Genomic DNA, 21,640 nt, shown 5'->3' with positions numbered 1-21,640 from the left:
ATTGAATTCGGCTGATTATTGAGGGCTGAACTTGAGTTCTTGAGCGCCGGGTCAGACTTCTTGAGCAAAGATTCGTTTTTTTGAGCGCAAAATCGGATTCTTGGGCGTAAATTCATTTTCTTGAGCGCAAAATCAAATTCTTGAGCGCTAATTCATTTTCTTGAGCACAAAATCAAATTCTTGAGCGCATATTCATTTTCTTGAGCGCAAAATCAAATTCTTGAGCGCATATTCATTTTCTTGAGCGCAAAATCGGATTCTTGAGCGCATATTCATTTTCTTGAGCGCAAAATCGGATTCTTGAGCGAAGAAATCAACTACCCCCTTTGGACTCCGCCATCTTCAATTAAAAAAGCCATCCAGAAAGCCGATTTTCCGACCTTCTGGATAGCCTATTTTTTCGCATTCCTTATTCAACGTCTCCATGCCAATCCAACATGCCGCCAACCATATTGGTTACGTCATACCCTTGTGCCTCTAAAAATTCTGCAGCACGGCCACTGCGACCGCCTGACCGGCAAATCAGCACATACGGCGTCGCTTTATCTAGTTCAGCCATGCGTTCCGGGATCTCTCCCAATGGAATATGAATGGCACCAGGCACGATTCCCGCAGCGACCTCTTCATCTTCCCTTACATCGATCATATGAAGACTCTCACCATTCTCAAGCTTCTGCTGTAAATCTGCTGTTGTAATTTCTTTCATATCATATCCTCCTCGTCATCACTCATTCCATCTTACCTACGAGCGAAGCACACCGTCCAGCACTTTGATTTTCATTTCTAAAGTTAACTAAAGTAAGGGTACTTATGAATGCCCCGCTTTGTTCCGTTTCCATAATAAATACGGCAGCAAACATAATAAAACAACTAAAATGCCTGTAGCAGCGAAGGCGATTACTGTCCCTCTCGTCATTACGTAAATAACGTCCCACGGCCCCATATGACTTGCGAAAACTTGATAAGGATTGTCTTCCTTATAGACGATCGGCATCTCCTTCGTATATTTGTCGTACGTATGCCTCGTCACTTCTTTTACAACAAAAAGGCTATCCGGTGAATTTTCGGGACCGTACATTAATGAAACATAATACTGCCTTCTATCATACTTACCTCCTCGCCAATCGACATCTTTCTCCACGACGAGTGCAGTCGTTTCAACATGATGTTTCCCAAAAAACTTTTCATAACTTTTTTCCACTGAATTTTTAAATTCTGTCGCGAAAAAAGCAATAAGAAGTAATGCAATCCCCCAAAAGACAATATACGCAATTAGAGATCCTATACTTTTTAGATAGAGAATCTTCCCGATTCGTCCTATAAACTCACGGAGCGCTTTAATTTTGAGCAGCCAGTAAAGCACAAAACCGATTGGATACAGGTTAAAAAAAGCGAATAAGATATAAAACCAATTCTTTTCCTCTTTCAACGTGCTATCCGTATAAAACTTGCCTTCCGCCTTATAGCCCGCCAAATAATCGCCGACATCCAACTGCTCATAAACTTCTCGGTCGACTCCGATAATGGATGAATTATGTCTTGTCGGAATGCTACTGTCCGGCATAGATCCTACTTGCACAGTGAATCGAGGTTCGCGAAAAAAATCAAGAACGACAAGCTTCCGATGTACCCTCTCCTCGACCGGATTACTCTCCGCTTCCTCTATTAGCGCTCGATGCTCCTCATAATTTGTGTAATTCGTATAAATTAAAAACAGAAACACTGCAAACGCCAACAGTTTCGGCCATATGTTATCCCATCCATACACCATGCATTCTCCTCACAAATCTCACTAAGTTGTATATCTTCTATTAATATTGTAAAGTTACTTTATTTTCACGTCCAACGTTTATAAGCTTTACTTCTCAATAGAAAAAGGACTGCCGAAAAACAGGCAGTCCCTTATTGAAACAACAATCTATTATGACATCAATTATAGTAACATCCCGGCAATGGCGGCGCTCATCAGATTGGCAAGCGTTCCTCCGATGATTGCGCGCAATCCCATTTCCGCAATATCATTTCTTCTTGAAGGAGCCATTCCTCCTAAACCACCGATTAACATAGCCAACGCTGAGAGATTGGCAAAGCCGCATAATGCAAAACTGATCATGACGACGGCCTTCGGTGATAGATTGGCTATTTCAGGAGCAAAGGAAGTGTACGCGACAAATTCATTCAGTACAAATTTTTGTCCAATAAATGAACCTGCTTGTAATGCTTCCTCCCATGGAATTCCAATTAGGAAAGCGAGTGGGGAGAATAGATATCCTAAGATTTGTTCAAGTGTCAGTGATTCAAGTCCGAATATCCCGCCAACTGCCCCAGTGATGAGATTGATCAAATAGATGAGAGAGATAAACGCAATTAACATCGCACCTACACTAACCGCTATTTTCAATCCATCCATCGCTCCGCGAGATGCCGCGTCGATTACGTTTCTCGATTCCGTGTCTTTCACCATTTGAACATTTTCAGCTGTGTTCAATTTTTCCGTTTGAGGGACGATGATTTTCGCAAATAATAATCCGCCCGGAGCACCCATGAAAGCTGCAGCTAACAAATATTCTATAGGAACGCCAAGCATAGCATACCCGCCTAAAACAGCACCCGATACGCAGGCCATTCCGCCTACCATCACTGCAAATAGTTCTGATTTAGTCATTTTTTCGATATAAGGTTTTACGACTAACGGTGCTTCTGTCGGACCAAGAAAAATATTAGCAGCAGCTGACATCGACTCAGTCTCGCTTGTCTTAAGAGCTTTCGCCAAAAGGCCTCCAACGATTTTCGTCGCAAACTGCATAATTCCTAAATAATAAAGGACCGATATTAAGGAAGCAAAGAAAATGATAATCGGCAACACTTGAAATGCAAAAGTGAAGCCTGCATTATCTGCCCCTAATACTCCTCCAAATAAGAATTGAATCCCTTCATTGGATGAATCAATGACTTTCTGGACAATTCCCGAAATATATTCTAACGCTTTCCTTCCGAATTCCCATTTCAACACAGCAAAACCGAATACGAGCTGAATCGCTAAAGCTCCAAGAACAGTTCTCAAATTGATGGATTTACGTGCTGTCGAAAAGACCCATGCAATTGCTAAAATACCGATGATGCCGCAAATTCCCCAGATGTATTGCATAGTAACTCTCCCGTCATTGTAAGATTGGATGGATTTTTATAATTACTTGGAGTTTTCTCCGTTCACTTGCTTCGCCAATTCCGTAATGTAATCAAAGAATGCATCCCGATTCACATCATATACAACGTTGACCGGGCGCCCGTCAGGTGTTTCTACTGTGCGTCCCTGACTCGGTCCATCGGAAATGACATAACTATTAACCATTTTCACTTTAACAAGATCTGTTTTACCGATAAAAGCAGTCGTTAACACGTCCCATAAATAGTACGTGGAATTTGTTTTAAAATGGACGAGCGGTGGGACCATCGCATAACATTGACCGAGAAAGTCAACTCCGATATAGCTGCGTTCCTTCGCCCAACGTTCACGAACATCCAACGTCAATGGCACTTGGTTTGTACTTTCAAGCGCGACTAAATCAATTTCTATATTCGTTTCCCATACACGAGCCGCCGCTTCAGGATCCCAAAACACATTCCATTCCGCTGTTCCATCATGCTCAGGCTCATGAACATTTCCATCTTCACGGAAAGTTCCGCCCATCCATACGAGTCTTTTGATTTTCTCTTCAATATCCGGCGCCTCGTCCAATGCACGTGCCAGATCAGTAAGTGGTCCTGTGAATAATAATGTTGTCTTCTCAGAAGTATTACGAATCGCTTCGATCATATGAAGATGTGCCGGCTTTTCTGCGACAGGAGTAACAACTTTCCCGGATTCATTTAAAATTGGCAGTGCATCTACGAGAAACGCATGCATTCTCCAGTCTTTCGGGAAAGGATTTTTTCCGCGCGAATTTGATTCGGCTACATCCAGACTGACGCCTTTTCCAAAACGATCGATGATTTTCCGGCTTGCATATACGGCCGGCTCTAAATAACAATCGGCTGGTATGACCGATACACCTGTCAATTCAACATTATCCATTTGAAGCAATAGGAATAATGATACAAGATCGTCAACTCCACCGTCGTGGTTGAAGTAAATAGGTTTCTTTGTCATTCCGTCCCATCCTCTACAATACATATTGTTTGAATCAATATCTAATAGTCTCCCGTTATTAGCGGGAAGCTATTCATACGCTTCTTCCGGCAATTCCTTTTCTGGATGAAATGCAAAAAAACCGGATAGAGTCTACCCGGTTTGCCGATTCACGAAAAATAATGGAAAAATAATGTTTCCAGTTATTTTTCATGTAGTCCGGTAGTTTACGGTTACCAGGTAGAAACGCTTGAGCCATATTCCCAAGCATATACATTTAATATTTAAATGAAATTATTGCGTAGTTGTGAATCTGTTTTTCACTTTACATTTATAACATAGAAACTTTCGTACAGTCAATGGTAAGACGAATGTTATTTAATTTAGACAACTCATTCTTCGTGTTTACGCTTGCAAGGTAAAGAAAATTCATTAAACCATGATACCGCATTACTAAATTCGTATTGTAAACAATAAAAAACCCTTCCCCGATAAAATCGGGAAAGGGCTGTACATATTCGTAGATTAACGTTTTGAGAACTGAGGTGCACGACGCGCGCCTTTAAGACCGTATTTTTTACGTTCTTTCATACGGGAGTCACGTGTAAGCAATCCTGCAGCTTTCAAAGTGCCGCGGAATTCAGGGTCTACAGTAAGTAGAGCACGTGCCACGCCGTGGCGGATTGCGCCTGCTTGACCAGTGTAACCGCCGCCGTGGACGTTTACATGGATGTCATAGCTGCCAAGTGTTTGAGTAGCTACAAGTGGTTGCTTGATCACTTCACGAAGTGTTTCGAATGGTACGTAGTCTTCTACGTCACGGTTGTTGACGACAATTTTACCTTCGCCAGGTACGAGACGTACACGAGCTACTGAGCTTTTACGACGGCTAGTGCCGATATATTGTACTTGTGCCAAAAGTGTTTCCTCCTCTTAATTATCCGCGAAGCTCGTATGCTTCTGGTTTTTGTGCCGTATGTGGATGTTCCGGTCCAGCATAGACATGAAGTTTCTTGATTGTTTGACGACCTAGAGGACCTTTTGGAAGCATCCCTTTAATCGCAAGTTCCAACATTTTAGTTGGGTAGTTTGTACGCATTTCAAGAGCTGTACGTTGTTTGATATTACCTGTATAGCCAGTGTGGCGATAGTAGATTTTATCTTTTAATTTATTCCCAGACAATTGGATTTTCTCAGCGTTGATGATGATGACGTGATCGCCAGTGTCAACGTGTGGTGTGAACGTAGGTTTATTTTTGCCGCGCAAAATTGCTGCAACTTCAGAAGCTAGACGACCAAGCGTCTGTCCTTCAGCGTCGACAACGAGCCATTTACGCTCTACTTCGTGACCTTTAGCCATGAATGTTGTACGCATGTATTGTTTCCTCCTAAAATTATCAATCTGTTCCGTTGTTTTCTCTATCCCTAAACACAAATAAACTTTCCGGGGCTTATTGTGGGGTTATTGAAATACCATTTATCATCTTATATTGAAAGTGATCATAAGTCAAGCATTTTCTCAGAAAACACCTGGAAAAGTTGACTCGAGTCTAGTATGTCACATTCATCAAGTACAAACCGTGTGCTGGCGCTGTTTTCCCAACCTTTTTTCGGTCTTTTGCTTCGATCATTTCCTTCATGTCCGCCGGCTCGTTCCAACCTATGCCGACCGCAAAAAGCATGCCTGCAATTGTCCGCACCATATTGTAAAGGAAACCATCGCCTTCAATCGTCATGATCAGCTCTTCGCCTTGCTGGACTAGCGTCAATTCCCGTACGGTCCGCACTTTATTTGAAGTCGCCGTTTTGGATGAACAAAAGCTTGTGAAATCATGCGTACCGATAAAATACTGGGCAGCTTCGCGCATCCGCTCAATATCAGGCTTCCACTTCCCTAAATGAACGGCATAATTTCTTTGAAAAGGGCTTTGGATTTCGCTCGACGACCATTTGTACATATAGGTCTTTCCCGTCGCAGAATAGCGTGCATGAAATTCTCCATCCACAAACTCCACATTCATTATTCTTACATCCTTAGGCAATAAAACATTCAGCGCCATCCGCCACCTGTCAGGGGGAAGATCCAATGGCGTATCGAAATGGATTACCTGTCCAAAAGCATGCACACCCGCATCTGTCCTACCGCTTGCGACAGAGTAGATGGACTTATCTTTGTGAAGCTTCACAAGGGCTTTATCGATGACGGATTGCACTGTCCGTATATTCGGTTGGAACTGGTATCCTGCATAGTCTGTCCCATCGTAGGCGACTGTAGCTTTGACCCGTCTCATATCAGTTCCCTCCTCTCAGCCAAATAAGAGCTGCGACTAAAACAAGGAAAAGGATGATAATCAATGTATCACGCCATTGCCAACTTAACTGACGGTACCTTGTCCTTCCCTCTCCCCCGCGATAGCCTCTCACTTCCATTGCTATAGCAAGATCCTCTGCCCGTTTAAAAGCGCTGACGAAAAGGGGGACAAGCAACGGTACGACTGCACGTATCCTTTCCTTGATCGTACCGCTCGTCAGATCTGACCCACGTGCAAGCTGGGCTTTCAATATCTTATCCGTTTCATCCATCAGTGTCGGAATGAAGCGAAGTGAAATCGACATCATTAGAGCAAGTTCGTGAACGGGGAGTTTAATGCGCTTCAATGGATTCAGCAACGTCTCCATTCCATCCGTGATAGAAATGGGAGACGTCGTCAATGTCAATATAGTCGTCATGAGGACAAGTACGAGGAACCGAATGGAAATATAAATCCCCTGCCTGACCCCTTCTTCATAAATCTTTATGAATTTCCAATCGATCAGCAGCGCGCCTTCCTTCGTGAAAATGAAGTGCATAAGCAAAGTGAAAACGATGAGGAAGAGAATCGGTTTTAGTCCATTGAACAAAAAATAAAGACGAATCCGTGCAATGAATATGACAAACAACGTGAAAGCTAGCAGTAAAGCGTATGTGATCGTATTATTCGCTAAAAATACTGCGATAATGAACATGAAGACGAATAGCAGCTTCGACCTTGGATCAAGTCGATGGACGAACGAATCGCCCGGCACGTATCGACCAAAGATCATCTTCTCAAGCATTTATTGCTCACCTTCTTCCTGCAAAGCGTCGGCAATGATGCTGGCAAGCTGCTCTTCAGTAAGTGCAAGCTTCCCAAACTGCCTGCCGAACAGCTTCTCCACATCGCGCTGAAACGCCACAGAACGCGGCAGGTCAAGCCTGAATGACTTTAGCCGCTCAGCATCCCTGAATACTTCTTCAGCCGTTCCAGACATGACAGAGCGTCCTTCATGCATGACAAGGATTTGATCAGCATATCTCGCTGCATCTTCCATGCTATGCGTAACGAGAATCGTCGTCAAACCTTCTTCCTTATGCAACTTGTTGAAAAGCTCCATTATTTCTTTACGCCCGCGCGGATCGAGTCCAGCTGTCGGTTCATCCAATATAAGGACGGACGGTTTGAATGCAAGAACGCCCGCTATCGCAACACGTCGCATCTGTCCGCCAGATAGATCGAACGGCGACTTCTGTGCGACGTCTTCCGGCAAGCCTAAAAGCTTAATCAATTCATGAGCTCGCCTTCTAGCCTCCTCTTCAGGTATCCCGAAGTTCAAAGGTCCAAACATAATATCCTTCTCTACGGTCTCCTCGAAGAGTTGGTGTTCCGGAAATTGAAAGACGATGCCGACATGCTTTCGGATTTTTTTTAGCTCTTTTGCCTTCGTATCGGAAGTAATGTTTATCTCTCCGATGCCCACAGAACCTTCAGTCGGCTTCAGAAGGCCGTTCAAATGAAGGAGCAACGTCGATTTGCCAGACCCCGTATGTCCAATGACCGCCGTATATGATCCTGATTTAATTGAAGCATTCACCTCATAGAGGGCCCGTTTTTCAAAAGGCGTGCCTTTTGCGTATGAATAGCCTACTTGTTGAAGTGAGATGTCCATAATTCATTCACCAACTCTTCTTCCGTCATATGTTCCCCTTGTATTGCGATACCTTCCTGGCGAAGAGCGCGCGACAATCTTGCCGCAAAAGGCAGATCCAGTCCGATTGCCTCCAGCTCGTCGCCATGCGCAAAAATCTCCTCCGGATTGCCGGTCATCATCAATTTCCCATTATTCATCACAATAACCTTATCCGCGAGAAGCACTTCCTCTAAATCATGTGTAATGGAGATGACCGTGAGCCCTGTCGTCCGCTTCAGCTCATCGACTACTTGGATCACTTCATCGCGCCCTTGCGGATCCAACATGGAAGTCGCCTCGTCCAAAATGAGCAGCTTTGGACGCATGGCAAGAGCTCCTGCAATTGCCACACGTTGTTTTTGTCCGCCGGATAGATGATGAGGCTCATGATCCAGAAATCCTTCCATTTTCACTTGTGCAAGTGAATCATGAACACGTGGCACCATCTCTTCAAAAGGGATACCGTTGTTTTCCAAAGCGAATGCAACATCGTCCTGTACAGTCGAGCCAACGAATTGATTGTCCGGGTTTTGAAAGACGATACCGATGTCTGAGCGGATGTCCCATAGATTCTCTGCGTTCAACTCTTCTAGAAAGACTTTCACTTTGCCCTCTTCCGGAAATAAAAGACCGATCATCAGTTTGGCCAACGTCGATTTCCCCGATCCATTATGACCTACAATGGCAATCCATTCTCCGTCCCTAACAGTGAAACTGACATCATCCACTGCTCTGCGAACATCGCCTTCTTCCGACTCGTAGGAATAAGACACATGATCCAATGACAAAATTTCCTTCACATCTTTCACCTCCGGCATTTTTCGATTATGTATGAAACAACTGAATTCTACAATTTTTTCTCGATATAAATAAAAAAAGCGCGCACCTCATCCGAAGAAATGCGCTCCATTCTATTCTGATGCTGGGTGCTCAATCCAGATCAGCGGATGAGATGCGTAGAGCTAGACCGATCGGCTGAACCGTCGATCATAACACTCAGCTTTAATTATTTGTCGTATAAATCGTTTAGATATTAAAAGGGCGTGGCTGTGCGTATGCCAGACACACCCTTCGTCATGTTACATTCCAGCTTCGGGCGCCAGCCGCTCGGGTCATAATCCGTCTCGGTTTTGCGGCAAAAAGCGCCGCTTCGCCAATCCGTCTTATGCCTGTCGCGTCTAGGCGGTCGCCCTCCGCATTATTATACTAATTCGATTACTACAACAGGTGCTCCGTCTCCACGACGAGGTCCCATTTTCATAATACGAGTGTATCCGCCTTGGCGGTCAGCGTAGCGTGGTGCCACGTTATCAAACAATTTTTGAAGTGCAAAAATCTCTTTTTCATTGCCTTCTTCATCCGCAGTTGTGACTAGCTCACGACGAATGAATTGTGCTGCTTGACGACGTGCATGTAAGTCACCGCGTTTACCAAGCGTGATCATCTTTTCAACGACTGAACGTAATTCTTTTGCACGCGCTTCTGTTGTTTGGATGCGCTCATGCACGATTAGGTCTGTCGCCAAGTCGCGAAGCATTGCTTTACGTTGTGAACTTGTACGTCCAAGTTTTCTGTAACCCATAGAAGTTTCCCTCCTTCAATCTAGTTGATTAATCTTCCGAGCGTAACCCGAGGTTCAACTCATCCAATTTCGCCTTTACTTCTTCAAGCGATTTACGGCCAAGGTTGCGCACTTTCATCATTTCATCCTCAGACTTGTTAGCAAGTTCTAGAACGGTATTGATGCCTGCGCGTTTCAGGCAGTTATAAGAACGCACAGATAGATCAAGTTCTTCGATAGTCATCTCAAGTACTTTCTCTTTCTGGTCTTCTTCTTTTTCCACCATTATTTCAGCAGTTTGTGCTTCGTCAGTCATACCGACAAAAATATTCAGATGCTCCGTCAGGATTTTTGCTCCGAGCGAAACAGCTTCTTTCGGACCGATGCTGCCATCTGTCCAAATGTCAAACGTCAACTTATCAAAGTTGGTACTTTGACCTACACGAGTATTCTCGACTTGAAAATTGACGCGTGAAACTGGAGTGTAAATAGAGTCGATCGGAATAACACCAATCGCAAGATCCTCACGTTTGTTTTGATCGGAAGGTGCATACCCACGGCCACGAACAGCATACATGCGCATACGCAGATGACCGTTCTTGCCTAGTGTAGCGATTTGAAGATCCGGATTCAGCACTTCGACATCACTGTCATGAGTGATATCAGCAGCAGTGACCGTCCCCTCGCCTTTTACATCTATTTCAATCACTTTCTCATCATCTGAGTAGATTTTGAGAGCAAGTTTCTTCACGTTCAAAATAATTGTTGCAACGTCTTCAACGACACCTTCAATTGTAGAGAATTCATGAAGAACTCCGTCGATCTGGATAGATGTCACGGCAGCTCCTGGCAATGAGGAAAGAAGCACGCGGCGCAAGGAATTCCCTAAAGTGTTTCCGTATCCACGCTCCAATGGTTCAATAATAAACTTACCGAACTTGGAATCTTCGCTGATCATAACTGTTTCAATCTTCGGTTTTTCAATCTCGATCATTCATTTACCCTCCTTCAAAACGTCTAGTATATAGGCCGTTCCATATTGAAATCGATTATCAAAAGAAATCAAAATGCAATCACACAATTTAGTTTTACCAAAAATTGTGCTTTTCAATCAAATGGAGAACAAACCATTATACACGACGACGTTTCGGTGGGCGGCATCCGTTATGTGGAACCGGTGTTACGTCTCTGATTGCAGTTACTTCTAGACCTGCAGCTTGTAGTGAACGGATTGCAGCTTCACGACCAGCACCTGGTCCTTTAACAGTAACTTCCAAAGACTTCAGGCCATGCTCCATAGCAGTTTTAGCAGCCGTTTCAGCAGCCATTTGTGCAGCAAACGGAGTCGATTTACGAGAACCTCTGAATCCTAGTGCACCAGCACTTGACCATGAAAGTGCATTACCGTGACTATCAGTGATTGTTACGATTGTATTGTTGAACGTCGAACGGATATGTGCAATACCAGTTTCAATATTCTTTTTCACACGACGCTTACGAGTTTGTTGTTTACGTGCCATGTACGAAAACCTCCTTTACCTATTATTTCTTCTTGTTAGCTACTGTCCGTTTAGGACCTTTACGTGTACGTGCATTGTTTTTCGTGTTTTGTCCACGAACAGGTAGTCCACGACGGTGACGGATTCCACGGAAGCTTCCGATTTCCATCAAACGTTTGATGTTGAGGGAAGTTTCACGACGAAGGTCCCCTTCAACTTTCAAACCGTCGATTTGCTCACGGATTTTATCAAGTTCTGCTTCAGTAAGATCACGAACGCGAGTTTCCTCAGAAACGCCAGCGTTAGCAAGGATCTTTTGTGCAGTTGTTTTACCAATTCCGAAAATGTATGTCAATGAAATGACTACGCGCTTATCGCGCGGTACGTCTACACCAGCAATACGTGCCATATAGATTGTGCACCTCCCTTTGTATTAGCCTTGTCTTTGTTTATGTTTTGGATTTTCACAGATTACCATTACTCGGCCGCGTCTGCGAATAACTTTACATTTTTCGCAGATCGGTTTTACAGATGGTCTTACTTTCATCTTACCCAACCTCCTTCAATATTCCGGAGTTGCAAAAGTTTCATTTGAAACGGTATGTGATACGACCGCGTGTCAAATCATAAGGTGAGAGTTCCATCGTCACTTTGTCGCCAGGCAGGATACGGATAAAGTGCATACGGATCTTGCCTGAAACATGTGCAAGAATCGTATGACCATTTTCCAATTCCACCTTGAACATTGCGTTCGGCAACGTTTCGACTACGGTACCTTCAACTTCAATTACGTCGTCCTTCGCCATCAATCCTGTCTCCCTTCTATATCCAATAAAGGTCTTAACCATCGAGCGGCAACAGTCGCCTTCAAAGCTTCCTTCAACATATGTCCGGATTGCATGAGTGATGTTCGAAAGACGTCTGTCACACTTCGTTTCCCGTTAGTCAGTCCCCGACTTTTGTTGTGGAAAATCGCATCGGAAAAGACGCTAACGACAGGATTGCCGTTGGTGCGTTCCATCCTTGCCACAGAGTTTCGGACATCTTTTACATTATACCTACCTCGGCAGGCATTTGCATTTACGACGTCCCAAAACAGTGCCGCCAATGGATTATCACCAGTTCCTATACCGGGCACCATATGCTTTTGCAGCTCGTTAATCATACGCTCTTTCCGTGCAACAGTGCGATGCTGCCCACAATATGGCGTGCATGAATTGCGTCCGGAAAGGATCACTGGCCACTCTCTTGTAAGATAGCGTCCAGATCTTTGAAAACATCATTGATGTCTTTTTGTCCATCTATGTTCGTCAACACGCCTTTGTCGTCATAAAACGCCAATAGTGGTGCTGTTTGATTCATATTTACTTCCAGACGGTTCGTGACGGTTTCCGGATTGTCATCCGCTCGCTGATAAAGTTCCCCGCCATCCTTATCGCATTTGCCTTCAACCTTTGGCGGGTTGAATTGCAAATGGTAGGACGTGCCGCATACTTTACAAATTCTGCGACCGGTCAATCTTGCGATAAGTTCATCTTTTTCTACTTTGATGTTGAGCACATGCTCAATTTTCCGGCCCATATCCGAAAGCAATGCATCCAATGCTTCTGCTTGAGGAACTGTGCGCGGAAACCCATCAAGTAGGAATCCATTATCACAATCGGATTTGCTTAGTCGTTCACGAACGATGCCAATTGTCACTTCATCAGGAACAAGAGCACCTTGATCCATGAACGATTTTGCTTTGACTCCAAGTTCCGTGCCTTCCTGAATTGCAGCACGGAACATATCGCCTGTAGAAATATGAGGGATTTCGTACTTTTCGACAATTTTATCTGCTTGTGTACCTTTTCCGGCACCTGGCAGACCCATTAATACGATATTCATACGTCTTGCCCTCCATCATTATTCAAAACAGGAGTTAACCAAGAGGTACACCTATTAGGAATATTATTTCATGAACCCTTTGTAATGCCTTTTCACAAGTTGTGATTCAAGTTGTTTCATCGTTTCAAGGGCAACCCCGACGACGATGAGCAAGCTAGTTCCTCCGATTTGAGCGGACTGTGGAAGGTTCGCCAAATTGATGAAGAAAATCGGCATGACTGCTACGACGGCAAGGAAGATCGAGCCAACGAAAGTCAGTCTATACAAAGTGCTTGTTAAATAATTTTGCGTATTCTGCCCTGGACGAATGCCCGGGATATACGCACCTTGCTTTTTCAGATTGTCTGCCATATTTTCCGGATTCACCTGAATGAATGCATAGAAATATGTGAAAGCAAGGATTAATGCTACATAAAGAATCATTCCGATCGGTTCATTGTAATCGAACGTTCGAGTAATGAACTTCGTTACGCTGTTTTCGCCGAAAAATGTAGCGATTTGCTGAGGTGTAATGAAAAATGCCACAGCAAAGATTACCGGGATTACCCCTGCAGCATTCAATTTCAATGGTAAGTGCGTTTGTTGTGCGGCCGTAGTCTGTTGACGACCTGTCATACGTTTTGCATACTGAATTGGAATTTTACGGAGCGCTTCTTGTACGTAAACAACTCCGACGATGATCGCAATAATTACGATCAACAATAATGCCATCATAGCAAGGCGAATGAACAAAGCATCTCCCGCATCTTGAATTTGTGTTGCATACAGTTGGTTCACTGCGTTTGGAATAGCTGCGACGATACCCGCGAAGATGATAATGGAAATACCATTACCGACTCCTTTTGCGGTGATCTGCTCACCAAGCCAAAGCAGGAATGATGTACCGGCAGTCAAGACAATCGCAATCATCACATAAGTGGAAATACCTTCGCCTACTATGAGCGTACCGCCGAACATTTGGTTAAAACCGAATGACATGGCGATCGCTTGAATGAAAGCGAGGACGACTGTGAAATATCTTGTGAATTGAGCAAGCTTTCGTCTTCCGACGTCCCCTTGCTTCGCCCATTCAGTGAATTTCGGAACGACATCCATCTGCAATAATTGCACGATGATGGAAGCGGTGATGTAAGGCATGATTCCCATTGCAAAAATGGAGAACTGCGCTAAAGCGCCACCGCCGAATATGTTTAGAAATCCAATGAATTGGTTGTTTGATTGTTGCAAAGCCGTTGCGTCAACGTTAGGGACTGGGACGAATGTGCCGAGTCTAAATACGATGAGCACTAATAGTGTGAAAATGATTTTAGACCTAATATCTCTAACGCGCATAAAGTTGGAGATTGTCTGAAACATTAAATCACCTCTGCTTGCCCGCCCGCTTTCTCGATAGCCTCTTTAGCAGAAGCTGAGAATTTATGAGCTTTGACAGTAATCTTTTTCTCAAGAGTCCCATTTCCAAGAATCTTAATTCCTGATTTTTCATTGCTCACGATTCCAGTTTCAATTAGCAATTCAGGCGTAACTTCAGTACCTTCGTCAAAACGGTTAAGTACATCCAAGTTCACGATCGCATATTCTTTACGATTGATGTTCGTAAATCCACGCTTCGGAAGTCGTTGGAAAAGTGGAATTTGACCACCTTCGAATCCAAGACGAACACCGCCGCCGGAACGAGCGTTTTGACCTTTATGACCTTTACCGGAAGTTTTACCTGTACCGGAACCGATTCCACGACCAATGCGTTTACGTGCTTTACGTGCGCCTTCAGCTGGCTTCATATCGTGTAATTTCATCTTATCGGCACCTCCTTATTTCGAAAATGTGCATTATTGTTCTTTAACAGTGACCAAGTGGCTAACCTTGCTGATCATGCCACGAATTGCTACGTTGTCTTGATGTTCAACTGTCTGATTCAATTTACGCAGACCGAGAGCTTCAACTGTTTTACGTTGTGCCGGCTTAGCGCCGATTACACTTTTCGTAAGGGTGATTTCAAGTTTATTTGCCATTGTGTTTCCCCCCTTAACCTAACAGTTCTTCAACGGATTTGCCGCGCAATTTAGCAACCTCTTCAGCGCGTTTCAAACTCTTCAACCCTTCAATTGTTGCACGAACCATGTTGATTGGTGTGCTTGATCCTAGGGATTTTGAAAGGATATCCGTGATTCCTGCAAGTTCAAGTACCGCACGGACAGGTCCTCCGGCGATTACTCCTGTACCAGGTGCTGCCGGTTTGATGAGGATTTGTCCTGCACCGAAACGTCCGATAATTTCGTGTGGAGTCGTTCCTTTAACCATTGGCACTTCGATCAAGTTTTTCTTCGCATCTTCGATAGCTTTACGGATTGCATCAGGAACCTCTTGCGCTTTCCCTGTTCCAAAACCGACGCGGCCGTTTTTATCTCCGACAACGACAAGTGCTGTGAAGCGGAAACGACGTCCACCCTTTACCACTTTCGCTACGCGGTTGATCGTTACTACGCGTTCTTCGAATTCACTTCTATTCTGATCATTACGACGCATGAAATATGTCCCTCCTTCTTAATTAAAATTCCAGTCCATTTTCGCGTGCTGCGTCTGCAAGAGCTTTCACACGGCCATGGAATAGGTATCCGCCACGGTCGAAAACAACCGATTTGACATCCTTTTCAACGGCTTTCTTCGCGATCATCTCGCCGACTTTAGCTGCTGCTTCAGCATTCGCTTTAGAGTCCAATTCGAACCCTTTATCCATAGTGGAAGCACTTGCAATCGTAACGCCATTCACATCGTCGATTAGTTGTGCATAGATATGTTTGTTTGAACGATAAACATTCAAGCGTGGACGCGCTGGAGATCCGCTGATTTTCGTACGAACACGTGCGTGACGTTTTTTGCGGACAGCGTTCTTATCTTGTTTCGTGATCATCGTGGTCACTCCTTCCGAATGCCTTTACGCGGCATTATTTACCTGTTTTTCCTTCTTTACGACGGATTTGTTCGCCTTCGTACTTAATACCTTTTCCTTTATACGGTTCAGGTGGACGTACTTTACGAATGTTCGACGCCAAAGCACCGACGCGCTCTTTATTGATACCGCGAACGATGATTTTCGTATTTGCAGGAACTTCAACTTCAACTCCATCTTCCGGTGTGAATTCAACCGGGTGAGAGTACCCTACGTTCAATACGAGTTTATTGCCTTGAAGCTGAGCACGATACCCAACCCCAACAAGTTCAAGAGTACGTTCGAAACCTTTTGACACACCAGTTACCATGTTATCAAGAAGGGAACGAGTTGTTCCGTGGATGGAACGGTGTTCTTTCGAGTCAGACGGGCGAGTCAAAGTGATGATGTTGCCTTCTTGCTCGATTTTAATATCAGCATTAAATGTATTTGTAAGTTCGCCTTTCGGGCCTTTAACAGTAACAACGTTATTATCAGCGATAGTAACTGTCACGTTTTCAGGAACCTCGATCGGGCGTTTACCAATTCGGGACATTCCATTGCACCTCCATTCAATTGTTACAGATTACCAAACGTAAGCGACGACTTCTCCGCCTACTTGTTTTGCACGAGCTTCCTTATCAGTAAGGAGACCGTTTGACGTGGATACAAGGGCGATACCAAGGCCATTCAAAACTTTAGGAACTTCATTTGTTTTTGCATAAACACGAAGACCAGGTTTTGAGATACGTTTAAGACCAGTGATAACACGCTCGTTGTTTTGACCATATTTAAGGAAAATGCGGATAATGCCTTGTTTGCTATCTTCCACATATTCAACATCGCGTACGAAACCTTCGCGTTTCAAGATTTCAGCGATTTCTCTTTTCATGTTTGAAGCAGGTACCTCAAGCTTCTCGTGACGAACCATGTTCGCGTTACGGATGCGTGTAAGCATATCTGCGATAGGATCACTCATTGTCATTCCATTAACCTCCTTCCCAAGTTAGGGGATTACCAACTAGCTTTTTTAACGCCAGGAATTTGTCCCTTATATGCGAGTTCTCGGAAACAAATACGGCAAAGTTTAAATTTACGATATACGGAGTGCGGACGACCACAGCGCTCGCAACGTGTATATTCTTGAACTTTGAACTTTGGAGTACGTTTCTGTTTAACGATCATTGATTTCTTAGCCACGTTTTCGCCTCCCTTTAGTTTACTTTTGGAACGGCATGCCGAACTGCGTTAGCAACTCGCGTGCTTCTTCATCGGAGTTAGCAGTCGTAACGATGACGATATCCATTCCTCGTACTTTAGATACTTTATCGTAGTCAATTTCAGGGAAAATTAGCTGTTCTTTCACACCAAGTGTGTAGTTACCGCGACCATCGAATGCTTTCTTCGAAACACCTCGGAAGTCACGAACACGTGGAAGTGAAACTGAGATCAGCTTGTCCAGGAATTCATACATGCGCTCGCCGCGTAGTGTTACCTTCGCACCGATCGGCATTCCTTCACGAAGACGGAATCCGGCGATTGACTTTTTCGCTTTTGTTACAACCGGCTTTTGACCTGAAATAATAGTTAGATCTTCTACCGCTGCATCTAGCGCTTTAGAGTTTTGAACAGCATCACCAACACCCATGTTGATGACGATTTTCTCTACTTTTGGTACTTGCATTACTGAAGTATATTCAAACTTGCTCATGAGAGCAGGTGTGATTTCTTTCGAAAACTTTTCTTTTAAACGGCTCATCAGTTGGACCTCCTTTCATCCATTACTCATTTATCCAGCGCTTCACCGGATTTTTTAGCAATACGAATCTTTTTGCCATCTTCGAATTTATATCCTACGCGAGTAGGCTCACCTGTTTTAGGATCGATTGGCATGACGTTGGATACATGGATAGCTGCCTCTTGGCTGACGATTCCGCCTTGAGGATTCGCTTGGTTAGGCTTCGTATGTTTTTTTACAATGTTGACGCCTTCCACAAGTACGCGATCCTTTTTAGGGAAAGCAGCTAAGATTACTCCGGTCTTACCTTTATCTTTTCCGGTGATGACCATAACTTTATCGCCTTTTTTAACGTGCATTTCATCGCACCTCCTTGATTGGCACTGTCATGTGATTAAAGAACTTCTGGAGCTAGGGAAATGATCTTCATGAAGTTGCTGTCGCGCAATTCGCGTGCAACTGGTCCGAAAATACGTGTTCCACGTGGGCTCTTGTCATCACGGATGATAACACATGCGTTTTCGTCGAACGTAATGTAGGAGCCATCTTTACGACGCACTCCGCTCTTTGTACGAACGATAACTGCTTTGACAACGTCGCCTTTCTTGACAACGCCACCTGGTGTTGCTTTTTTCACTGTTACAACAACGATGTCACCGATATTTGCAGTTTTACGGCCTGTTCCGCCAAGCACTTTAATTGTTAGAACTTCACGTGCTCCTGAGTTATCGGCAACTTTCATACGGCTCTCTTGTTGAATCATTGAGGCTACCTCCTCTCGGAATTTACTTTCCGAACGTTATTAGATGATGACCGCTTTTTCGACTACTTCGATGAGGCGGAAACGCTTTGTAGCTGAAAGTGGACGTGTTTCCATAATGCGAACTACATCGCCGATTTTCGCTTCATTCAATTCATCATGGGCCTTGAATTTCTTCGAATACTTTACACGTTTGCCGTATAAAGAGTGCTTTTTGTGTGTCTCTACCATTACGGTAACCGTTTTATCCATTTTGTCGGATACTACACGGCCTGTATATACCTTGCGCTGGTTACGCTCAGTCATGGCTGCAACCTCCTTCATCAGTTATTTGCACTGATCTCTCTTTGACGTATTACAGTTTTCATGCGCGCAATCGATTTGCGAACTTCACGGATGCGTGCAGTGTTTTCTAATTGTCCTGTCGCTAATTGGAAGCGAAGGTTGAAAAGCTCTTCTTTCAGTGATTTCACTTTTTGCTCGATTTCTGCAGTTGTTAAGTCACGGATTTCTTTAGCTTTCATTAGATTCACCACCAATTTCTTCACGTTTTACAAACTTGCTCTTCACGGGCAGTTTGTGAGATGCGAGACGAAGTGCTTCACGGGCAACCTCTTCAGACACACCTGCGATTTCAAACATTACACGACCTGGTTTTACTACTGCTACCCAGCCTTCTACAGCACCTTTACCGGAACCCATCCGGACTTCAAGAGGCTTTTTCGTATATGGCTTATGTGGGAAGATGTTGATCCATACTTTACCGCCACGTTTCATGTAACGTGTCATTGCGATACGAGCAGATTCGATTTGACGGTTAGTGATCCAACCTGACTCAGTCGCTTGTAGGCCAAACTGACCGAATTGAACAGATGCTCCGCCTTTTGTAGCTCCGCGCATTTTACCACGGAACACACGACGATATTTAACGCGTTTAGGCATTAACATAATTAGTTGCCTCCTTCCTCAGAGTTCTTCTTCACTGGAAGGACTTCTCCCCGGTAAATCCATACTTTTACGCCAAGCTTACCATATGTAGTGTCAGCTTCTGCGTGTGCATAATCAATGTCTGCACGTAATGTATGAAGAGGAACAGTACCTTCACTGTAGTGTTCCGCACGAGCGATGTCAGCACCGCCAAGACGTCCGGATACTTGTGTTTTGATTCCTTTTGCACCAGAACGGATCGTACGTTGAATTGCTTGTTTTTGAGCACGACGGAATGATACACGGCTTTCCAATTGACGTGCGATTGATTCTGCAACCAATTTCGCGTCAAGGTCAGCACGTTTGATTTCTACGATGTTGATGTGTACACGCTTGCCAGTGATATCGTTCAACGATTTACGAAGTGCTTCAACTTCAGAACCGCCTTTACCGATCACCATGCCCGGCTTCGCAGTGTGGATTGTAATATTGACACGCTTTGCAGCACGCTCGATTTCCACTTTGGAAACTGCAGCGTCAACTAGGCGTTTTTCGATGTACTCACGGATTTTCAAGTCTTCGTGTAGAAGGTTCGCATAGTCTTTTTCTGCATACCATTTCGAATCCCAATCACGAATGATGCCAACCCGCAAACCATTAGGATGTACTTTTTGACCCACGAATTACCCCTCCTTCTTTTCGGATACCACTACTGTAATGTGGCTAGTACGTTTGTTGATCGCACTTGCACGACCTTGTGCACGTGGACGGAAACGTTTCATTGTTGGACCTTCATCAACGAATACTTCGCTGACGATCATGTTCTCAACATCCATTTCATAGTTGTGTTCAGCATTTGCGATTGCTGATTTCAATACTTTTTCTACAACCGGAGATGCCGCTTTCGGCGTCAGGCGTAGAATCGCGACAGCTTCACCGATTTTCTTGCCCCGGATAAGATCAACGACCAAACGGACTTTGCGAGGAGCAATACGGACTGTGCGGGCAGTAGCTTTTGCTTGTTGCATCAGATTAACCTCCTCTCAATTAACGTCTAGTTTTCTTATCGTCAGCGCCATGACCTTTGTATGTGCGCGTAGGTACGAATTCACCGAGTTTGTGACCAACCATATCTTCAGTCACATAGACAGGTACGTGCTTACGTCCGTCGTATACAGCAATCGTCAATCCGATGAAGGATGGGAAGATTGTGGAACGGCGAGACCAAGTTTTAATGACCTGTTTCTTTTGTGCATCTTTTTGAGCGTCGACCTTTTTCATTAGATGATCATCTGCAAAAGGTCCTTTTTTCAAGCTGCGGCCCATGGAAAAACCTCCCTCCGTGATGATTGTACTACGGTCCACTCACCGAACCGCAGTGTCATCACATTATTTTTTACGGCGACGAACGATAAGTTTGTCGGATTTGTTGTTTTTCTTACGAGTTTTGTAACCAAGAGCTGGTTTACCCCAAGGTGTAACTGGGCTCGGACGGCCGATTGGAGTACGTCCTTCACCACCACCGTGTGGGTGATCGTTAGGGTTCATGACAGATCCACGTACAGTTGGACGTTTGCCCATCCAGCGTGAACGACCTGCTTTACCGATGTTAATCAATTCGTGTTGTTCGTTACCTACTTGACCGATTGTTGCGCGGCAAGTTGATAGGATCATACGAACTTCTCCTGATTGTAGACGGATGATTACGTATTTGCCTTCACGTCCAAGCAATTGCGCGGATGTACCAGCAGAACGCACCAATTGTCCACCTTTACCAGGTTTCAATTCGATGTTATGGATTGTAGAACCCATTGGAATGTTTTCAAGTGGAAGAGAGTTCCCTACGCGGATGTCCGCTTCAGGTCCTGACATAACAGTCATGCCCACTTCCAATCCTTTTGGTGCAAGGATGTAACGTTTCTCCCCATCAGCATAGTTGATTAGGGCGATATTTGCAGAACGGTTTGGATCGTATTCGATCGTAGCAACGCGTCCTGGAATGCCATCTTTCCGACGTTGGAAGTCGATGACACGGTATTGGCGCTTATGGCCTCCACCTTGGTGACGAACAGTCATCCTACCTTGGTTGTTACGTCCGCCTTTACGCTTAAGTGGTTCAAGCAATGATTTTTCCGGCTTATCTGTTGTAATAGCAGAGAAGTCTGAAGTAGTCATATTACGACGTCCGTTGGAGGTAGGTTTGTATTTCTTAATCGCCATTGG

General features: G+C 44.4%; 36 protein-coding genes and 1 riboswitch. All 36 genes read right to left on the bottom strand.

From position 1 onward, the window contains the following. Positions 1-409: 409 nt before the first annotated feature. Entirely contained in the window at positions 410-706 is a 297-nt protein-coding gene (locus ACTHPA_RS04705; RefSeq protein WP_440499010.1) for a rhodanese-like domain-containing protein, read from the bottom strand. Between the two features lie 102 nt (positions 707-808). Next, a complete protein-coding gene (locus ACTHPA_RS04700; RefSeq protein WP_440499009.1) occupies positions 809-1,771 on the bottom strand; it encodes a hypothetical protein in 963 nt (320 codons plus the stop codon). Positions 1,772-1,933: 162 nt separating this feature from the next. After that, positions 1,934-3,148, bottom strand: a complete 1,215-nt coding sequence (locus ACTHPA_RS04695; protein WP_440499008.1) for a NupC/NupG family nucleoside CNT transporter — start codon at positions 3,146-3,148, stop codon at positions 1,934-1,936. Positions 3,149-3,190: 42 nt separating this feature from the next. Further along, positions 3,191-4,150 carry a nucleoside hydrolase gene (locus tag ACTHPA_RS04690; protein WP_440499007.1) on the bottom strand — a complete coding sequence of 320 codons (960 nt, stop codon included), beginning with the start codon at positions 4,148-4,150 and terminating at the stop codon, positions 3,191-3,193. 174 nt (positions 4,151-4,324) lie between these two features. Then, positions 4,325-4,426: riboswitch (purine riboswitch) on the bottom strand. A gap of 228 nt (positions 4,427-4,654) precedes the next feature. Further along, entirely contained in the window at positions 4,655-5,047 is a 393-nt protein-coding gene (gene rpsI / locus ACTHPA_RS04685; RefSeq protein WP_440499006.1) for a 30S ribosomal protein S9, read from the bottom strand. 19 nt (positions 5,048-5,066) lie between these two features. Then, a complete protein-coding gene (gene rplM, locus ACTHPA_RS04680; RefSeq protein ID WP_440499005.1) occupies positions 5,067-5,504 on the bottom strand; it encodes a 50S ribosomal protein L13 in 438 nt (145 codons plus the stop codon). A 175-nt stretch (positions 5,505-5,679) separates the two neighbouring features. After that, the gene (gene truA, locus ACTHPA_RS04675; RefSeq protein WP_440499004.1) at positions 5,680-6,420 is read right to left on the bottom strand and encodes a tRNA pseudouridine(38-40) synthase TruA; all 741 of its coding nucleotides are present in this window, start codon (positions 6,418-6,420) and stop codon (positions 5,680-5,682) included. A 1-nt stretch (position 6,421) separates the two neighbouring features. Continuing rightward, positions 6,422-7,225 carry an energy-coupling factor transporter transmembrane component T family protein gene (locus ACTHPA_RS04670; protein WP_440499003.1) on the bottom strand — a complete coding sequence of 268 codons (804 nt, stop codon included), beginning with the start codon at positions 7,223-7,225 and terminating at the stop codon, positions 6,422-6,424. Beyond that, positions 7,226-8,095 carry an energy-coupling factor ABC transporter ATP-binding protein gene (locus ACTHPA_RS04665; RefSeq protein ID WP_440499002.1) on the bottom strand — a complete coding sequence of 290 codons (870 nt, stop codon included), beginning with the start codon at positions 8,093-8,095 and terminating at the stop codon, positions 7,226-7,228. After that, the gene (locus tag ACTHPA_RS04660) at positions 8,071-8,916 is read right to left on the bottom strand and encodes an energy-coupling factor ABC transporter ATP-binding protein (RefSeq protein WP_440499001.1); all 846 of its coding nucleotides are present in this window, start codon (positions 8,914-8,916) and stop codon (positions 8,071-8,073) included. Before ACTHPA_RS04660 ends, ACTHPA_RS04665 begins: the two co-directional genes overlap by 25 nt. Before the next feature lie 401 nt (positions 8,917-9,317). Beyond that, positions 9,318-9,698 carry a 50S ribosomal protein L17 gene (gene rplQ, locus ACTHPA_RS04655; protein WP_060203464.1) on the bottom strand — a complete coding sequence of 127 codons (381 nt, stop codon included), beginning with the start codon at positions 9,696-9,698 and terminating at the stop codon, positions 9,318-9,320. 28 nt (positions 9,699-9,726) lie between these two features. Beyond that, complete coding sequence (locus ACTHPA_RS04650; RefSeq protein WP_251627903.1) at positions 9,727-10,671, bottom strand: DNA-directed RNA polymerase subunit alpha; 945 nt, start codon at positions 10,669-10,671, stop codon at positions 9,727-9,729. 136 nt (positions 10,672-10,807) lie between these two features. Then, positions 10,808-11,197, bottom strand: coding sequence for a 30S ribosomal protein S11 (gene rpsK / locus ACTHPA_RS04645; RefSeq protein WP_009499031.1), 390 nt, complete (start codon positions 11,195-11,197; stop codon positions 10,808-10,810). 22 nt (positions 11,198-11,219) lie between these two features. After that, positions 11,220-11,585 (bottom strand): 30S ribosomal protein S13, encoded by a 366-nt coding sequence (gene rpsM / locus ACTHPA_RS04640; RefSeq protein WP_440499000.1) that lies wholly within the window; start codon positions 11,583-11,585, stop codon positions 11,220-11,222. A 24-nt stretch (positions 11,586-11,609) separates the two neighbouring features. Further along, positions 11,610-11,723 carry a 50S ribosomal protein L36 gene (rpmJ, locus tag ACTHPA_RS04635; RefSeq protein WP_076758849.1) on the bottom strand — a complete coding sequence of 38 codons (114 nt, stop codon included), beginning with the start codon at positions 11,721-11,723 and terminating at the stop codon, positions 11,610-11,612. A 40-nt stretch (positions 11,724-11,763) separates the two neighbouring features. Further along, positions 11,764-11,982 (bottom strand): translation initiation factor IF-1, encoded by a 219-nt coding sequence (gene infA, locus ACTHPA_RS04630; RefSeq protein ID WP_060203457.1) that lies wholly within the window; start codon positions 11,980-11,982, stop codon positions 11,764-11,766. Further along, positions 11,982-12,413 carry a hypothetical protein gene (locus ACTHPA_RS04625; protein ID WP_440498999.1) on the bottom strand — a complete coding sequence of 144 codons (432 nt, stop codon included), beginning with the start codon at positions 12,411-12,413 and terminating at the stop codon, positions 11,982-11,984. Before ACTHPA_RS04625 ends, infA begins: the two co-directional genes overlap by 1 nt. Further along, a complete protein-coding gene (locus tag ACTHPA_RS04620) occupies positions 12,410-13,063 on the bottom strand; it encodes an adenylate kinase (protein ID WP_440498998.1) in 654 nt (217 codons plus the stop codon). The genes ACTHPA_RS04625 and ACTHPA_RS04620 overlap by 4 nt, the downstream gene beginning before the upstream one ends. A 63-nt stretch (positions 13,064-13,126) precedes the next feature. Then, the gene (secY, locus tag ACTHPA_RS04615; protein ID WP_440498997.1) at positions 13,127-14,419 is read right to left on the bottom strand and encodes a preprotein translocase subunit SecY; all 1,293 of its coding nucleotides are present in this window, start codon (positions 14,417-14,419) and stop codon (positions 13,127-13,129) included. Next, positions 14,419-14,859: a 50S ribosomal protein L15 gene (rplO, locus tag ACTHPA_RS04610; RefSeq protein WP_060203448.1), complete on the bottom strand. Its 441-nt coding sequence runs from the start codon at positions 14,857-14,859 to the stop codon at positions 14,419-14,421. Before rplO ends, secY begins: the two co-directional genes overlap by 1 nt. Positions 14,860-14,892: 33 nt before the next feature. Then, entirely contained in the window at positions 14,893-15,075 is a 183-nt protein-coding gene (gene rpmD, locus ACTHPA_RS04605; protein WP_224654333.1) for a 50S ribosomal protein L30, read from the bottom strand. 13 nt (positions 15,076-15,088) lie between these two features. Next, positions 15,089-15,589 (bottom strand): 30S ribosomal protein S5, encoded by a 501-nt coding sequence (rpsE, locus tag ACTHPA_RS04600; RefSeq protein ID WP_440498996.1) that lies wholly within the window; start codon positions 15,587-15,589, stop codon positions 15,089-15,091. Positions 15,590-15,611: 22 nt separating this feature from the next. Continuing rightward, entirely contained in the window at positions 15,612-15,974 is a 363-nt protein-coding gene (gene rplR, locus ACTHPA_RS04595; RefSeq protein ID WP_252504706.1) for a 50S ribosomal protein L18, read from the bottom strand. A 34-nt stretch (positions 15,975-16,008) separates the two neighbouring features. Further along, positions 16,009-16,548, bottom strand: a complete 540-nt coding sequence (gene rplF, locus ACTHPA_RS04590) for a 50S ribosomal protein L6 (RefSeq protein WP_440498995.1) — start codon at positions 16,546-16,548, stop codon at positions 16,009-16,011. 30 nt (positions 16,549-16,578) lie between these two features. Then, positions 16,579-16,977 carry a 30S ribosomal protein S8 gene (rpsH, locus tag ACTHPA_RS04585; RefSeq protein ID WP_060203437.1) on the bottom strand — a complete coding sequence of 133 codons (399 nt, stop codon included), beginning with the start codon at positions 16,975-16,977 and terminating at the stop codon, positions 16,579-16,581. Between the two features lie 29 nt (positions 16,978-17,006). Beyond that, on the bottom strand, positions 17,007-17,192 hold the full coding sequence (rpsN, locus tag ACTHPA_RS04580) for a 30S ribosomal protein S14 (RefSeq protein WP_066366377.1): 186 nt from the start codon (positions 17,190-17,192) through the stop codon (positions 17,007-17,009). Between the two features lie 19 nt (positions 17,193-17,211). Further along, positions 17,212-17,751 carry a 50S ribosomal protein L5 gene (gene rplE / locus ACTHPA_RS04575; protein WP_440498994.1) on the bottom strand — a complete coding sequence of 180 codons (540 nt, stop codon included), beginning with the start codon at positions 17,749-17,751 and terminating at the stop codon, positions 17,212-17,214. Positions 17,752-17,777: 26 nt separating this feature from the next. Further along, positions 17,778-18,089 carry a 50S ribosomal protein L24 gene (gene rplX, locus ACTHPA_RS04570; protein ID WP_060203433.1) on the bottom strand — a complete coding sequence of 104 codons (312 nt, stop codon included), beginning with the start codon at positions 18,087-18,089 and terminating at the stop codon, positions 17,778-17,780. Positions 18,090-18,124: 35 nt separating this feature from the next. Further along, entirely contained in the window at positions 18,125-18,493 is a 369-nt protein-coding gene (rplN, locus tag ACTHPA_RS04565) for a 50S ribosomal protein L14 (protein WP_060203431.1), read from the bottom strand. A 39-nt stretch (positions 18,494-18,532) separates the two neighbouring features. Continuing rightward, a complete protein-coding gene (rpsQ, locus tag ACTHPA_RS04560; protein WP_147057446.1) occupies positions 18,533-18,796 on the bottom strand; it encodes a 30S ribosomal protein S17 in 264 nt (87 codons plus the stop codon). Between the two features lie 17 nt (positions 18,797-18,813). Continuing rightward, positions 18,814-19,014 carry a 50S ribosomal protein L29 gene (rpmC, locus tag ACTHPA_RS04555; RefSeq protein WP_009499049.1) on the bottom strand — a complete coding sequence of 67 codons (201 nt, stop codon included), beginning with the start codon at positions 19,012-19,014 and terminating at the stop codon, positions 18,814-18,816. Continuing rightward, on the bottom strand, positions 19,004-19,438 hold the full coding sequence (gene rplP / locus ACTHPA_RS04550) for a 50S ribosomal protein L16 (protein ID WP_440498993.1): 435 nt from the start codon (positions 19,436-19,438) through the stop codon (positions 19,004-19,006). The genes rpmC and rplP overlap by 11 nt, the downstream gene beginning before the upstream one ends. Positions 19,439-19,440: 2 nt before the next feature. Beyond that, a complete protein-coding gene (rpsC, locus tag ACTHPA_RS04545) occupies positions 19,441-20,097 on the bottom strand; it encodes a 30S ribosomal protein S3 (protein ID WP_440498992.1) in 657 nt (218 codons plus the stop codon). 3 nt (positions 20,098-20,100) lie between these two features. Then, on the bottom strand, positions 20,101-20,445 hold the full coding sequence (rplV, locus tag ACTHPA_RS04540; RefSeq protein ID WP_060203423.1) for a 50S ribosomal protein L22: 345 nt from the start codon (positions 20,443-20,445) through the stop codon (positions 20,101-20,103). 19 nt (positions 20,446-20,464) lie between these two features. Beyond that, positions 20,465-20,743, bottom strand: coding sequence for a 30S ribosomal protein S19 (rpsS, locus tag ACTHPA_RS04535; protein ID WP_060203421.1), 279 nt, complete (start codon positions 20,741-20,743; stop codon positions 20,465-20,467). 63 nt (positions 20,744-20,806) lie between these two features. Next, positions 20,807-21,637, bottom strand: a complete 831-nt coding sequence (gene rplB, locus ACTHPA_RS04530) for a 50S ribosomal protein L2 (protein ID WP_440498991.1) — start codon at positions 21,635-21,637, stop codon at positions 20,807-20,809. Positions 21,638-21,640 lie beyond the last annotated feature (3 nt).

Origin of the sequence: Sporosarcina sp. SAFN-015 (assembly GCF_051966875.1) — a bacterium.
Lineage (GTDB): Bacteria > Bacillota > Bacilli > Bacillales_A > Planococcaceae > Sporosarcina.
This window is presented reverse-complemented; position numbering and strand designations above follow the sequence as displayed.